At 72.6% G+C, this 12,736-nt stretch carries 14 protein-coding genes; 5 read left to right on the forward strand and 9 right to left on the reverse strand.

Translation table 11 applies throughout. The features are described 5' to 3' along the window. The first annotated feature begins 165 nt into the window (after nt 1–165). Nucleotides 166–846, forward strand: a complete 681-nt coding sequence (locus CJZ98_RS10285; RefSeq protein ID WP_094591032.1) for an ABC transporter ATP-binding protein — start codon at nt 166–168, stop codon at nt 844–846. 10 nt (nt 847–856) lie between these two features. Here CJZ98_RS10285 and CJZ98_RS10290 read toward each other — a convergent pair whose 3' ends face one another. Both CJZ98_RS10290 and CJZ98_RS10295 read right to left on the reverse strand, forming a co-directional pair. Beyond that, complete coding sequence (locus tag CJZ98_RS10290; RefSeq protein WP_094591034.1) at nt 857–1,594, reverse strand: anti-sigma factor; 738 nt, start codon at nt 1,592–1,594, stop codon at nt 857–859. After that, nucleotides 1,591–2,190, reverse strand: coding sequence for a sigma-70 family RNA polymerase sigma factor (locus CJZ98_RS10295; protein ID WP_232756382.1), 600 nt, complete (start codon nt 2,188–2,190; stop codon nt 1,591–1,593). Before CJZ98_RS10295 ends, CJZ98_RS10290 begins: the two co-directional genes overlap by 4 nt. 217 nt (nt 2,191–2,407) lie before the next feature. Here CJZ98_RS10295 and CJZ98_RS10300 point away from each other — a divergent pair, with 217 nt between their 5' ends. Then, nucleotides 2,408–2,905, forward strand: a complete 498-nt coding sequence (locus tag CJZ98_RS10300; RefSeq protein WP_232756383.1) for a DM13 domain-containing protein — start codon at nt 2,408–2,410, stop codon at nt 2,903–2,905. A gap of 60 nt (nt 2,906–2,965) precedes the next feature. Here the strand turns inward: CJZ98_RS10300 and CJZ98_RS10305 are convergent, their stop codons facing one another. From CJZ98_RS10305 to CJZ98_RS10325, 5 genes are all read right to left on the reverse strand, one after another. Further along, the gene (locus tag CJZ98_RS10305; RefSeq protein ID WP_094591036.1) at nt 2,966–3,673 is read right to left on the reverse strand and encodes a molybdopterin-dependent oxidoreductase; all 708 of its coding nucleotides are present in this window, start codon (nt 3,671–3,673) and stop codon (nt 2,966–2,968) included. Between the two features lie 41 nt (nt 3,674–3,714). Then, nucleotides 3,715–4,356: a cytochrome b/b6 domain-containing protein gene (locus tag CJZ98_RS10310; RefSeq protein WP_094591038.1), complete on the reverse strand. Its 642-nt coding sequence runs from the start codon at nt 4,354–4,356 to the stop codon at nt 3,715–3,717. 63 nt (nt 4,357–4,419) lie between these two features. Then, nucleotides 4,420–5,061: a class I SAM-dependent DNA methyltransferase gene (locus CJZ98_RS10315; RefSeq protein ID WP_094591040.1), complete on the reverse strand. Its 642-nt coding sequence runs from the start codon at nt 5,059–5,061 to the stop codon at nt 4,420–4,422. Nucleotides 5,062–5,070: 9 nt separating this feature from the next. Continuing rightward, nucleotides 5,071–5,613 (reverse strand): hypothetical protein, encoded by a 543-nt coding sequence (locus CJZ98_RS10320; protein ID WP_198537668.1) that lies wholly within the window; start codon nt 5,611–5,613, stop codon nt 5,071–5,073. Nucleotides 5,614–5,659: 46 nt separating this feature from the next. After that, on the reverse strand, nt 5,660–5,983 hold the full coding sequence (locus tag CJZ98_RS10325) for a hypothetical protein (protein ID WP_094591042.1): 324 nt from the start codon (nt 5,981–5,983) through the stop codon (nt 5,660–5,662). Between the two features lie 144 nt (nt 5,984–6,127). On the opposite strand from CJZ98_RS10325, the gene CJZ98_RS10330 reads away from it, so the two are divergent. Next, nucleotides 6,128–8,323 carry a bifunctional aldolase/short-chain dehydrogenase gene (locus CJZ98_RS10330; RefSeq protein WP_094591043.1) on the forward strand — a complete coding sequence of 732 codons (2,196 nt, stop codon included), beginning with the start codon at nt 6,128–6,130 and terminating at the stop codon, nt 8,321–8,323. A gap of 30 nt (nt 8,324–8,353) precedes the next feature. On the opposite strand, the gene CJZ98_RS10335 is transcribed toward CJZ98_RS10330, so the two are convergent. After that, complete coding sequence (locus CJZ98_RS10335; RefSeq protein ID WP_232756384.1) at nt 8,354–9,769, reverse strand: sodium/glutamate symporter; 1,416 nt, start codon at nt 9,767–9,769, stop codon at nt 8,354–8,356. Beyond that, nucleotides 9,766–11,787 carry a S9 family peptidase gene (locus CJZ98_RS10340; protein ID WP_094591045.1) on the reverse strand — a complete coding sequence of 674 codons (2,022 nt, stop codon included), beginning with the start codon at nt 11,785–11,787 and terminating at the stop codon, nt 9,766–9,768. Before CJZ98_RS10340 ends, CJZ98_RS10335 begins: the two co-directional genes overlap by 4 nt. A 125-nt stretch (nt 11,788–11,912) precedes the next feature. Between CJZ98_RS10340 and def the strand changes: the two genes are divergently transcribed. Together def and CJZ98_RS10350 are read left to right on the forward strand one after the other, a co-directional pair. After that, on the forward strand, nt 11,913–12,515 hold the full coding sequence (gene def / locus CJZ98_RS10345; protein WP_094591047.1) for a peptide deformylase: 603 nt from the start codon (nt 11,913–11,915) through the stop codon (nt 12,513–12,515). 13 nt (nt 12,516–12,528) lie between these two features. After that, nucleotides 12,529–12,726 carry a hypothetical protein gene (locus tag CJZ98_RS10350; RefSeq protein ID WP_094591049.1) on the forward strand — a complete coding sequence of 66 codons (198 nt, stop codon included), beginning with the start codon at nt 12,529–12,531 and terminating at the stop codon, nt 12,724–12,726. Nucleotides 12,727–12,736 lie beyond the last annotated feature (10 nt).

Genomic DNA, 12,736 nt, shown 5'->3' on the forward strand with positions numbered 1-12,736 from the left:
TCCGAGAAACCGAGCTGCTTGCCGCCCATCAACCCAGTCCTTGCCTGTGATCACTGAGCCATTGTCGCGCGGATGGCCTGGGTTTTCCAGGGTCTCCTTAGTTAGATCAGCCCTGAAGTTGCCCTTTCCCTGGGTTTCGCCTCCACCACCTTCGCTGGATTCTCCATGCTGCAGCTGCGCGCGATCACCAAGTCCCACCAGCTCGGCGAGGTGGCCGTGCCGATCCTGCACGGCATCGAGCTCACGATCCTGCGCGGTGAGTTCACCGCCATCGTGGGCAGTTCCGGTTCAGGCAAGTCCACCCTGATGACGATCCTGGGCTGCCTGGAGCAGCCCACCAGCGGCCGCTACTACTACGACGCCTGTGATGTGACCGCCCTCGACGATGACGCCCGCACACGGCTGCGCAATCGCCAGATCGGCTTTGTGTTCCAGCAGTTCAATCTGCTGTCGCGGCTAACGGCCCTGGAGAACGTGATGCTGCCGATGGTCTATGCGGGCATCCCGCGGCCGCAGCGGCGCGAGCGGGCCGAGGCGCTGCTGCTGCGGGTGGGCCTGGCCGATCGGATGGCCAACCGCCCCAGCCAGCTCTCGGGCGGCCAGCAGCAGCGGGTCGCCATCGCCCGGGCCCTGGTGAACGGGCCGGAGCTGCTGCTGGCCGATGAGCCCACCGGCGCCCTCGACACCCACACCGGCCAGGAGGTGCTGGAGCTGCTCGCGGCCCTGCACGACCAGGGGCTCACGGTGGTGCTGGTCACCCACGACCTGTCGGTGGCGCGGGCCAGCCACCGGCTGGTGCGTATCCAGGATGGGCGGATCACGGAGGATCGCCGGCCCCAGCCCTGAGTGGCGGGCCTCAGATGGCGCCGCTGAGCAGCATCGGCCCCCGGGGCGCGCTGCCGTCCGGCACGGTTTCGAGGCTGACGCTGACGCTGCTGGCCTGGCTGGTGGGGGAGGCGGGGATGGGCATCGCCACGTGGCCGTTGCGGTCTGGCGCGAAGGGCACGCAGCCCACCGCCCGGCCGTTCACCTGGGCCCAGAGCCGGTAGGTCTGGCCAGGGGGCAGGGGTGGCAGACCATCGAGCACCAGCAGGTTGTGGCTGGGGTTGCCGGTGACGAGCACCTCGCCGCTGGCCCGGCCGCTGGACTCCAGGGCCCGCAGCGGCAGCCTCCGGTTCAGCACCGGCAGGCCGCCGGCGCTCGGCCCCGGCGGCAGCTGCTGCTGCAGCTGGGCCACCTGCTGGCGGGTCTGCTGCAGCTGCACCCCCAGCACCAGCAGGGCGGCCCCCATCAGGCCCGGCACCAGCCAGCCGGCGGCCGCCGCCCTCCGCGCCTCCCGCGGCCGGGGCCCAGCCGCATCGGAGCGGCTCAGGAGGCGCTGCCTCAGCCGCGGCGGTGGCTTCACCGTGGCCGGCAGGGCCAGGGGCAGCAGCTCCAGGGTGGTGCGGAACTCCTCCAGCCGCTGGCGCAGGGCCGGGTCCTGCCGCAGCAGGGCCGCCAGCTGTTCACGCTCCGCCGAGTCCAGATCGCCGAGGGCGTGGCCGGCGAGCAGGGCGTCGATCTGGTCCTGGGGGAGGGGGGCGTCGGCGGTCATGGCTCGCTCCGGAAGTCGATCAGCAGCGCCCGCAGGCGAATCAGGCCCTGGCGGGAGCGGGTCTTCACCGTGCCGAGCGGCAGTTGCAGCCGCGCCCCGATCGCCGACTGGCTCAGGCCCTCGTAGTAGGCCAGCTCCAGCACCTGGCGCTGGTTGGCGGGGATGGCGACGAGGGCGGAGCGCACCCGGGTGGCCAGGTCGTCCTGTTCGGCGCTGGTGTGGGGACTGGCCACGGCCGTCGGAAACAGCTGCGCCGACCAGCGTTGCAGCAGCTGCCAGCGGTTGCGGCGCTGGTTGATCCGGTTGATCGCCATCGAGCGGGTCAGCAGCAGCAGGTAGGCCAGCACCGGCCCCCGCGAGGGCTCATAGCGGCCCTGCTGCCAGTAGCGCAAGAACACGTCGTGGCAGAGGTCCTCGGCTTCCTGGCGGTCGCGGCACAGCCGCAGGGCCAGGCGGTACACCGGGCCGCCGCAGGCGTCGTAGAGGGCGCCCAGGTCGTCGAAGGGCTGCTGGGCAGTGGCCGGGTCCCGCTCTGCGGGATCAGGCTCGGCCGGGCTCCAGGGCGGGGCATCGGGGTCGGAGGGGGTCAGGCCCACGGAGTGCTGCGGCGTGGCGCGGTCATGGGAGGTACAGGTGAGGGCCCGGATCGGATTCGCCCCGCTGCTGGCGGGCGGCTTGGTCTGGCCGCCTGGACGGCCCCTGCGGACGGGGTGGCAATCCGATCGCTTGGTCCGTGGGTACAGGAACCACGCGCCGCCCGATCCGCAGCGGTTCCCAGCTGGTGCGCGCTACCCCCCCACACGATCCTTCCCCATGACCGTTGTTTCGAAATCCCTGATTTCCGGCCTCACCCTGGCGATCCTCGCGGCCTCTGCCGTTGGCGTTCATGCCCAGGACAAGATGGCGCCCGGCGGCGCGATGAAGCCCCCTGGCGGCGCAATGATGGCTCCGGCAGCTGTTAGCTCTCAAGGCACCTTCCGGAAGGCGGAAGCGCCTGTTCGCGGTGGGTTTGTGATCAAGAACGAGGGCGGCAAGCAGGTGCTTGTGCTGAGCAGTGATTTCAAAACCAAGGCAGAAGCTCCCGACCTGAAGGTGGCGTTCAGCACCTCAAGCACCCCCCTGGCGGCCAGCAAGCCTCCTGCCTATCCCCTCAAGCCCGGCAGCACCACGGTGCTGGCTCCCCTGAAGTCGCCATCGGGTTCCCAGAGCTACGTGATCCCCGCTTCCTTGAATCTGGCCAAGCAGGGATCGCTGCTGATCTGGTGTCAGCAGTTCAACGCCACCATGGCCTGGGCACCGCTCAAGGGCTGACGCGGTCCGGCGCGGGCCCCCGTCCCGGGCCCGCGTCGCGGCCGCCGCCGCATCGGGGCTTCAGAGCCCGGCGAACCACTCGTAGCCCTGGTCTTCCCAGGTGCCGCGGCGCTCGCCCAGGCTGGCCACCACCTGGAGGCCCGTCACCCATTTGCTGAGCTTGTAGCCGAGCTTGATGGGCGAGGCGAGCCGCACGGGGGCCCCGTGCGCCGCCGGCAGTGGGGCACCGTTCAGGTGGGTTGCCAGCAGGGTCTGGGGGTGCAGGGCGGAGGCCCGATCCCAGCTCTCGAGATAGCCGTCGGCCGAGCGGATGTACACATAGCTGCCCAGGGGGGAGGGGCCCGCCAGGGTCAGCACGTCCGCCAGGCGCACCCCCGACCAGGCCACGATCGCCGACCAGCCCTCCACGCACACGTGGCGGATCACGATCTCGTGCTGGGGCAGGGCGGCCAGGGCCGCCAGCTCGAGCTGGAGGGGCCGGCGCACCAGGCCCTCCACCGCCAGCCGGTAGCGGCCGGGATCGATCTCGGGGGTGCCGTTGATGCTGTTGACCAGCAGTGCAGCGGGATCCACCTGGTCGCGGCGGAATTCGGGCACCGGCCCCCGGCCCTGCAGCAGGGCCTCGACCCTCTCGTTGAGGGGTTCGCTGGCCTGCCCCACGGCGGTGCTGAAGCCGTTGAGGGCACAGCCGCCCAGCACCAGCGAAGAGCCGCCACCCAGGCCGAGCCCCAGCAGCCGGCGGCGGGTCAGGCGGGAGGAGCACGTCATGGGCGGGTGGATGGGATGGGGAGGGGAATGGGCGGCACGGTTCAGGCGACCATCGCCCGCAGCAGCCGCAGACCGCCGATCCGCCAGGCCAGCAGCACGTGGCCCACCAGCAGCAGGGCGATGGCGGGGATCGTGGCCAGATGGCAGATCCGCAGCGTCTGCCAACTGGTGCTGCCGAAGGTCTCCCCCACGGAGAACAGGGCGACCAACCACCAGAACTGGGCGGGCTTGTATAGCGCCAGGCCGCTGATCAGGCTGAAGCCCAGCAGCACCAGCATCAGGCTGTAGATCAGACGATGGGCCGAGAGGCGTCGCTTGGCGGGGTTCAAGCTGGCGCGCAGGGTGGTGAGGTCGCCGCCAACGGCCAGGCGCCGGCGCCGCTGCAGAAACAGCAGGGCAATCCACACGCCCAGATTCAGCGCATAGGGGCCCATGAAACCGAAGTGCCAGTCGCGCCCGCCAGCCAGCCAGCCGCCCAGGGTGAAGAGCTGCGGCACGGTGGCGCCGCCCCGACCGCCGAAGACGGGATTGGCGTTGTAGATCTGCAGCCCGCTGGCGGCCATCACCAGCAGCACCAGCAGGTTGAAGCCGTGGAAGGCCCGCGTCCAGAGCGGTCCGAAACGGATCGGGGTCACGCTGGCCGTGGTGGCGGGGCTGGCCGTGGCGTCAGGGGCAGCTCGCATGCGGCCGGCAGGGGACGACGATTCAGGTACCGCTGGGTGGCCGAAATGGATTGGGCCACCGCCCTAGCCACCTGCGTGGGCCAGGATGGCGAAGCGCCCCTTGTCGCGGCCCGTGGTGGGCTGGTTGAGGAACGCGGCCCGCACGATCCGGAAGCCGGCGGCCGTCAGCAGGGCCTGGGCGGTGTCAGGCGGATGGGAGTCGTAGAAGAAGGTGGCGCCGAACATGGTGTCGGTGAAGGCCGGGTTCTCCGAGCCGCCCACGGTGAGCAGCAGGGCGCCGCCCGGGGCCAGGGCCTGATGGAGGCGGGCCGCGATCGGGGCGAAGCTCTGCCGGGGCAGGTGGAACAGCACGTCCCAGGCGATGGCCGCTCCGTGGCCGGGACCAGGCTCATAGTGCTCCAGCGGGGCTTCGATCCAGGTCGCCTGGGGGAAGCGGGCCCGCGCCAACTCCAGCATCGCCGCCGACTGGTCGATGCCGGTGACGGCGTGGCCCGCCGCCAGCACGGCTTCCGCCATGGGACGGCCGGTGCCGCAGCCCAGGTCCAGCACCCGCGAGCCGGGGGCCAGGCCCGCGAGGAGGGCGTCCAGGAAGGGGCGCTCGCAGGGGCTGGCGCTGTGGCGCACCTGATCCCACTGGCCGGCGATGGCGTCGTAGCTGCGGCGGTTGAGGCTGGGGTCTGGAGCAACGGCCCACGGGGTGGTCATGGCATCCCGTCACTCCTTGCCCATCCGTGCCTTGAGCTGCTCCAGCTCCCGCCGCAGCTCCTGCATGCCCTGGCGCGAATCCTCCGCATCCCGCTCGCGCAGCGCCCGCTCCTCGCGCTGATAGCCGCCCAGGGCCTTGAACATCAGGCCGCCGCCACCCGCCACCATCGCCACCATGGCCAGGAGGCTCCAGAGGCTGGTGGGCCGGAAGCTGAACAGCAGGCTCTGCAGAACCGCCACTCCCAGCGCCGCCGCCGACGCCCACAGCAGAAACCAGCCCAGCCTCCGGTAGACGTCCGCCAGCAGCAGGGCCACGCCGATGCCGAAGGGCAGCATCAGCAGCCCGAAGCCCGGGCCGGCGCCACCGGAGAAGACACCCCCGAACCAGCCACCCAGCCCCCGACCGAAGCCGCCGCCATAGCCGCCCGCCAGGCCGAAGGCGCCGAGCCCCGTGCCCACCATCACCTGGTTGGTGAACAGGAAGATGCCGGCGGCGAACAGGGCCCCGCCGATCAGAAACAGCAGGAAATCCTGGGCCGGTTGGCGGGCCATCGGCGCTCCACTCCTGGGCGGATGCTGGGCAGGGCCGCCGCCCCTGTCAATCGCGCCCCCGCCACTCCCGCACCAGCACCCGGGCGGTGGCGAACAGCAGCAGCCCCAGGGCCACCGGCAGCACCCGCAGGCCCAGGTAGGCCTCGGGCCGGATCCGGCAGGGCACCGTCACGCCCAGCAGTGTCACCACCCGCACCACGGTCTGCACCGTGAGGCAGAGGCCGTCCGTGGCGATCTCGGCCAGGTGCAGGCCCGTGGCCACCAGCGCGGCGATCACGCCCAGGGAACCGACGATCCACAGCCCTGCCAGCAGCCACCGGGCCTGGCGGGGTGACACCAGGTCCGTGGGCAGCAGCAACGCCAGGCCCACCAGGATCAGGCCCCCCAGCAGCAGTGTCTCCAGCGTCGACCCACGGCTGCGTCGATTCTGGGCGGCCCGGCATCCTGGCGCCGGCCTGGCGCCGCCGCTCCCGGCCCGTAGCCTCGCCGCATCCCCACCGCCCCGGCGCCGCCCATGCCCGCCCTCAACCGCTGGTCGGATGCCGATGCCGCCGCCGCCATCGCCCACTACGGCGCCCAGGGCATCAGCGACGACCTGGCCCTGCGCACCTACTCGGCCCGCCTGCTGGGCGCCGACCCGGAGCTGGTGCTGCACGGCGGCGGCAACACCTCGGTGAAGACCACCGCGGTGGGCCTGCTGGGCGAGACGATCCCGGTGCTGTGCGTGAAGGGCTCCGGCTGGGACCTGGCCACGATCGAGCCGCCGGGCCACCCGGCCGTGCGGCTCGAACCGCTGCAGGCCCTGAGGGCCCTGCCGGCCCTGAGCGATGAGGCGATGGTGGCGGCCCAGCGCCAGAACCTGATCGATCCGGCGGCCCCCAACCCCTCGGTGGAGGCGCTGCTGCACGCCTTCCTGCCCCACAAGTTCGTCGACCACACCCACTCGATCGCCCTGCTGGCCCTGGCGGACCAGCCCGATGCCGAGGCCATCTGCCGCGCGGTGTATGGCGATCGGGTGGCGCTGGTGCCCTATGTGATGCCCGGTTTTGACCTGGCCCTGGCCGCCGCCCGCGCCTACGAGGAGGCCGAGGTCCGCGCCCGCGCCGCCGGTGTGGAGCTGGAGGGCATGGTGCTGCTGCAGCACGGCCTGTTCTCCTTCGGCGCCACGGCCAAGCAGAGCTACGGGCGGATGATCGCCCTGGTGCGGCAGGCCGAGGAGCGCATTGCCCGGGCGCGCAGCGCCCAGCCCCTGAGCCAGCCAGTGGCGGTGCCGGAGCCCAGCGCTGGGGCGGCGGCGGCTGTGCTCCCGATCCTGCGGGGGGCCCTGGCCCGGGCCGCCGATGCCGAGGGAGCCAAGGCCCGCTGGCTGCTGGCGCTGCGCGGCACCCCCCTGGCGCTCTCGGTCGTGAACGATCCGCGCTTGAGCGACTGGGCCCGCCGCGGCGTCGCCACCCCCGACCACGTGATCCGCACCAAGGCCTTCCCGCTGGTGCTGCCGCCGCCGCCGGCCGCCGCTGCCGTTGCTGCCGCCGGGCCGCAGGCTGCCGCTGATCCCAAGGCCGCCGCCGATCCCCAGGCCCTGGCCGGCTGGGCCGCCGCCGTGGAGCAGGCCCTGGCCGCCTACATCGGCGACTACAAGGCCTATTTCGCCCGCCAGAATGCCCGGGTGGACGGCATCAAGAAGCCCCTCGATCCGCTGCCGCGGCTGGTGGCGATCCCGGGGCTGGGCCTGGTGGGCCTCGGCAAGTCGGCCGCCGAGGCGGCGGTGGTGGCGGATGTGGCCGAGGCCTGGGCCCAGACCCTGCTGGCCGCCGAGGCCGTGGGCCGCTTCGCGCCGGTGAACGAGGCCGACACCTTTGCCATGGAGTACTGGAGCCTGGAGCAGGCCAAGCTCGGCAAGGCCGCCGAAAAGCCCCTGGCCCGCCAGGTGGTGCTGGTGACGGGCGGCGCCGGCGCCATCGGCGCCGCCACGGCCCGGGCCTTCGCCGCCCGGGGGGGCGAGGTGGCCGTGCTCGATCGCGATGCTGAAGCGGCCGCGACGGTGGCCGCCGGCTGCGGTCGGCATGCCCTGGGGCTGGCCTGCGATCTCACCGATCCGGCCGCCGTGCGGGCCGCCGTCGCCGCCGTCGCCGCCCACTTCGGCGGCCTCGACATCGTGGTGAGCAACGCCGGTGCCGCCTGGACCGGGGCCATCGCCGAGCTGCCCGATGCTGATCTGCGCGCCAGCTTCGAGCTCAACCTGTTCGCCCACCAGGCGGTGGCCCAGGCGGCCGTGGCCGTGTTCCGCGCCCAGGATTCCGGCAACCCCGCCGCAGCCGCTGCCCGGCCGCTGCTGGGCGGTCAGCTGCTGTTCAACGTGAGCAAGCAGGCCCTCAACCCCGGCCCCAACTTCGGCGCCTACGGCATCGCCAAGGCGGCCCTGCTGGCCCTGATGCGCCAGTACGCCCTGGAGGGGGGCGGCGAGGCCATCCGCGCCAACGGGATCAACGCCGATCGCATCCGCTCCGGCCTGCTCGACGACACCATGATCCGCGAGCGCTCCGCGGCCCGCGGCGTCAGCGAGGCGGTGTACATGGCCGGCAATCTGCTGGGCCAGGAGGTGCGCGCCAGCGATGTGGCCGAGGCGTTCGTGGCCCTGGCGCTGCTGGAGCGCAGCACCGGTGCCCTGCTCACCGTCGATGGCGGCAACGTGGCCGGAATGGTGCGCTGAGTTCCGCGTTCGGGCCGCCGCCCCCCTGGCTCAGCGGCGGCCCAGCCACAGCCCCAGGCCGATCCACAGCAGCACCAGCGCCAGGCAGAGGCCCGTCCAGGCCGGCAGGCCCCAGCCGTCCACCACCAGCGGCGCCACCACGGTGATCACCCCGCCGGCCAGCAGGGGCTGGAGCAGCAGCTGCTTGATCGAGAAGGCGGTGGTCGCCTCGCTCCGGTCGTCGGGGTCGGCCATGCGCAGCAGCAGCAGGCCGCTGGCCGCCACCCCCGTGGCCTGGCCGAATTCGAGGATCGCCCGCTCGAACCAGTCCGGCGGCAGGATCCGCGGCCCCAGCAGCAGCACCACCGCCAGGTTCCACAGCAGTCCGGCCACGGCCAGCACCGTCAGGGGCAGCCAGTCGGCGGCCAGCAGCCCCAGGTCCAGGCAGGCCGTGGCCGCCGTGATCAGCAGGTCGGCCGAGATCGTGCCGACCTGGCCCTGGATCGGGGTGGACACCCAGCGCGCCTGGCCGCTCTTCTCCAGCGCCAGCCGCACCAGCAGCGACCCCACCAGCGCCAGCGGGAACACGGGCAGGGTGTCGATCACGAGGGCGAAGCCACCGCCGCTGCGGTCGGCGACCCACCGCAGCGCCTCCAGCAGGCCGCAGCCGATCAGCACCGCCACCCCGGCCAGGGCCAGGTTCACGGCCCAATCGGCCGCCTGCCGCCACCGGGTCGGGATCTCCAGCGTGCCCTCCTCCAAGGGCGGGTCGGAGGGGATCGCCTCCAGGGGAGGGGTGGCCGCCACCACGGTCTCCATGGCCTCCTGCAGCGGGATCGCCCCGCCGTAGCTGAGCCAGCCCCGCCCGCGGGCAAGCACCACCACCAGGCCCCCCACCACGGTGGAGGCCAGGAGCCCCACGGTGGCCATCGCCAGCCCGAGCGCCTGGCCGCCCTCCAGGCCCAGGCGCTCATAGGTGGGGCCCATCGCCGCCGCCGAGCCGTGGCCGCCCTCGTAGGCCACCTCGATCAACACCGCCAGCACCGGACTCATCCCCATCAACGGCTGCAGCACCAGCAGCACCACCAGGCCGCCCACCAGGAACTGGCCGAAGGCGAGGGTGAGGGCCAGCAGCACCTGGGCCGAGAGGGGCCGCCATAGCCCCCCGAGCTTCGGCAGCGGCTTGCTCAGCAGCAGCGAGGCGAACACCAGGGTCAGCAGCGGCAAGGGCAGCTGGTCCCAGATGGCCATCACCGGCTCACCCAACAGCGGCAGCAGGCCCGCCGGAGCCAGCAGCAGCCCCAGGGAGCCGGCGAGCAGGGCCTCTGGAATCCCCCACTGCTTCAACCCCAGGATGCCGCCGAGCACGCGGCCCACCAGCACCAGCAGGGTGAGGGCCGTCAGGGCCAGCAGCAGGGTGGCGGCGGGTGCGGCCCAGGCTGGGATCGAGGCGAAGGGGGTGATCACAGCTGGAAATGCCTGCGGAAGAAGGCCTCGGTGGCCTCGAGCACCTGGATCTGGGTCGTGCTGCTGCGGAAGCCGTGGCCCTCCTCTGGAAACAGGTGCACCTCCACCGGCACCCCGTTGCGGCGCAGGGCCTCCGCCATGCGCTCGGTCTGCTCCGGCGGGACCACCGTGTCGTCAAGGCCCTGGAAGAAGATCACCGGCGCCTGAATACGCTCCGCATGCTGCAGGGGGGAACGCTCGGCATAGGTTGCCGCCGCCATGGGCCAGGGGCCCACCAGGCCGTCAAGGTAGCGGGCCTCGAAGCGGTGGTCGCCGTGCTGGGCCAGGGCCGCCAGGTCGGTGACGGCATAGCGGCAGCCCCCCGCCCGGAACACGTCGGTGAAGCAGAGCGCCGCCAACACAGTGAAGCCGGCGGCGCTGCCCCCCTCGATCGCGATCCGCTCCGCCGCGGCACGGCCGCTGGCCACCAGGGCCCTGGCCGCGGCGGCGCAGTCGGCCACATCCACCACGCCCCACTGGCCGTCGAGCCGCTCGCGATAGGCGCGGCCGAAGCCGGTGGAGCCGCCGTAGTTCACATCCACCACGCCCCAGCCCCGGCTGGTCCAGAACTGGATCGCCGGGCTCAGGCCCGTGCGGGCCATGGCGGTGGGGCCGCTGTGGCCCTTCACCAGCAGCGGCGCCTGGGGGTGGGCGCCGCCGGCCGGCGGGTAAAACCAGGCGTGGGTGGGCCGGCCGCCGTGGCCCGCGAACCAGAGCGGCTGCGGCTGGCTGATGGCCTCTGGGGGCAACGGGGCGGCGGCGGCGGGGGTGTGGGTCCAGGCGCCCGTGGCCAGGTCCAGCTCCAGCAGGCCCGGGGGGCTGGTGGGGCCGCTGGCCACGCAGGCCAGCCGGCCGTTTTCCGCCGTCAGGTAGGCCAGATCGTCGAAGGGGATCGGGATCGGCTGCCAGCGGGTCGGAAGCCTGTTCGGCTCTTCCAGGGCGACCCGGCCCAGCTGCCAGCGGCCCTCCTGGCAGGCGATGGCGAGCAGCTGCTGGCCGTCCCAGGCGTGGGTGGCCATGCCGAACACCCACTGGGGCATGGCGAATTCCGCCGGCATCGGCTGCAGCTGCCGCCAGTGGGGCTCCTGGAGGGCCCCGCCGGCTCCTGGGGCCTCGCTGGATGACCTGCCTGAGGAGTCCCAGGCCTCGGCTCCTGCCAGGCACTCCAGATTCCACCAGCCGCTGCGGTCATTGGCCACGACCAGCGCGGCGTTGCCGTTCGCGTCGATCCAGAGGGGCTGAAACACCGAGAGTGCCTCGCCCTGGGCGCTGCCGGCGCCGGCCACCAGTTGGGGGCGCGCCAGGGCGCCGCTGGCCGTGAGCCGCGCCAGCCAGAGCTGGCTGCGCTGCCAGGGCATCCAGGGCTGCTGCCACTCCAGCCAGGTCAGCTGGGTGCCGCAGGGGCTCAGTGCTGGGTAGCCGCAGAAGTCGGCCGCGGCGTGCAGCGGCTCGGGTGGGCCCCCGGCCAGGGGCACCGCCACCAGCTGGTCGCGTCCCTCCTGTTCCAGCACGCCGATCCAGCGCCGGCGCGGTCCATCGATCAGGCCGCCGCCGAAGGCGCCAGCGTCCGTGCGGGGTTCGGTGAGGCGTCGGGGTTCGCGCGCCCCCCCATCCGGCGGCAGATCCAGGGCCCAGAGGCAGCGGTCGCCGTCGTGGACGAACACGGCGATCGCAGCTTCCGCCCCGCCCGCTCCTGCTTCGGGCCCCGCCGCCAGCCGGCCCAGGGCGCAGGCCCCGCCGCCGTAGCCGTGCACCCGGCTGCGCAGGTTCCAGTCGCCGGGGGTGAGTTCCTCGGCCGCGGCTGCCTGGGTGCCGGCCCGGCGCCGCAGCAGGGTGGTGCGGCCCTTCTCCTGGGGCCGTTGCTCCTGCCAGTAGAGGAAGCCTCCCAGCAGTCGGGGTTCCTTCAGGCTCGGGGTGCGGCCCACCACCGCGGCGGCCGGCAGCGGCGTGACCGTCCGGGGAGCCGCTGGTGGGGGCATGGCATCCGGCGTGGCATCTGGTATTGCATCCGGTGTGGCGGTGGGCGGAATCCCGTGGGCTTGGCTCACCGACTCTCCTGGGGGGTGACTTCTAGAATCGCTTCACGCCTTAACGAGGAAGGTCCGTGGCCAGCAGCTTCGCCAAGTTGGCGCGTTCCGCCGAGCTCTCGGGGCGCCTGCAGGTGTCGAAGGACCCGGTCGACAACCCTCCCTACGACATCCACAAGCTGGGTGATGCGGTTCTGCGCACCCCTGCCAGGCGCATCGGCAAGGTGGATGAGGCCGTGCGCAGCCTCGCCCGCGACATGCTGGTGAGCATGTACGCCGCCCGTGGCATCGGCCTGGCCGCCCCCCAGATCGGCGTGCACCAGCAGCTGCTGGTGATCGACCTGGAGCTGGAGGACCCCGCCAGCCCGCCGCTGGTGCTGATCAACCCCGAGATCACCGGCGTGGGCGGCACGATCTGCACCTACGAGGAGGGCTGCCTCAGCATTCCTGGCGTCTACCTCGACGTGGTGCGCCCGAGCGTGGTGGAGGTGTCGTACCGCGATGAGATGGGGCGGCCCAAGCGCCTCAAGGCCGATGCCCTGCTGGCCCGCTGCATCCAGCACGAGATGGATCACCTCAACGGCGTGCTGTTCGTCGATCGCGTCACCGATGAGGAGAAGCTGCGCGAGGGTCTGAGCGACAAGGGCTTCGACCGCGCCGACGTCCGCCCCATCGCCTGAGCCGGAGACCTCCATGCCGATGAAACCCCTGGCGGGGCTGTTCCTCGCCCTGGCCTGCGTTCTGGGAATTGCCGCCACCGGTTCGGTGTTCGAGCTGGCCTACGGCAACCCCGAGCTGGGCCTCACCACCACCCGGCTGATCCTGGCGGCGGCCCTGCCCGGCACCGTGGTGAGCCTGCTGGTGGCGATCCGGATCAACAAGCCGGCCTGAGGTGCTGGCG

This window comes from Vulcanococcus limneticus LL (assembly GCF_002252705.1).
In the GTDB taxonomy this organism is placed as follows: Bacteria; Cyanobacteriota; Cyanobacteriia; order PCC-6307; family Cyanobiaceae; genus Vulcanococcus; species Vulcanococcus limneticus.

Excerpts from the sequence above, each read along its gene's own strand:
- CJZ98_RS10300 (WP_232756383.1), top strand. The coding sequence starts at position 2,408 with ATGACCGTTGTTTCGAAATCCCTGATTTCCGGCCTCACCCTGGCGATC.
- CJZ98_RS10340 (WP_094591045.1), bottom strand. The coding sequence starts at position 11,787 with ATGCCCCCACCAGCGGCTCCCCGGACGGTCACGCCGCTGCCGGCCGCC.
- CJZ98_RS10350 (WP_094591049.1), top strand. The coding sequence starts at position 12,529 with ATGCCGATGAAACCCCTGGCGGGGCTGTTCCTCGCCCTGGCCTGCGTT.
- CJZ98_RS10310 (WP_094591038.1), bottom strand. The coding sequence starts at position 4,356 with ATGCGAGCTGCCCCTGACGCCACGGCCAGCCCCGCCACCACGGCCAGC.
- CJZ98_RS10285 (WP_094591032.1), top strand. The coding sequence starts at position 166 with ATGCTGCAGCTGCGCGCGATCACCAAGTCCCACCAGCTCGGCGAGGTG.
- CJZ98_RS10320 (WP_198537668.1), bottom strand. The coding sequence starts at position 5,613 with ATGGCCCGCCAACCGGCCCAGGATTTCCTGCTGTTTCTGATCGGCGGG.
- CJZ98_RS10315 (WP_094591040.1), bottom strand. The coding sequence starts at position 5,061 with ATGACCACCCCGTGGGCCGTTGCTCCAGACCCCAGCCTCAACCGCCGC.
- CJZ98_RS10330 (WP_094591043.1), top strand. The coding sequence starts at position 6,128 with ATGCCCGCCCTCAACCGCTGGTCGGATGCCGATGCCGCCGCCGCCATC.
- CJZ98_RS10290 (WP_094591034.1), bottom strand. The coding sequence starts at position 1,594 with ATGACCGCCGACGCCCCCCTCCCCCAGGACCAGATCGACGCCCTGCTC.
- CJZ98_RS10305 (WP_094591036.1), bottom strand. The coding sequence starts at position 3,673 with ATGACGTGCTCCTCCCGCCTGACCCGCCGCCGGCTGCTGGGGCTCGGC.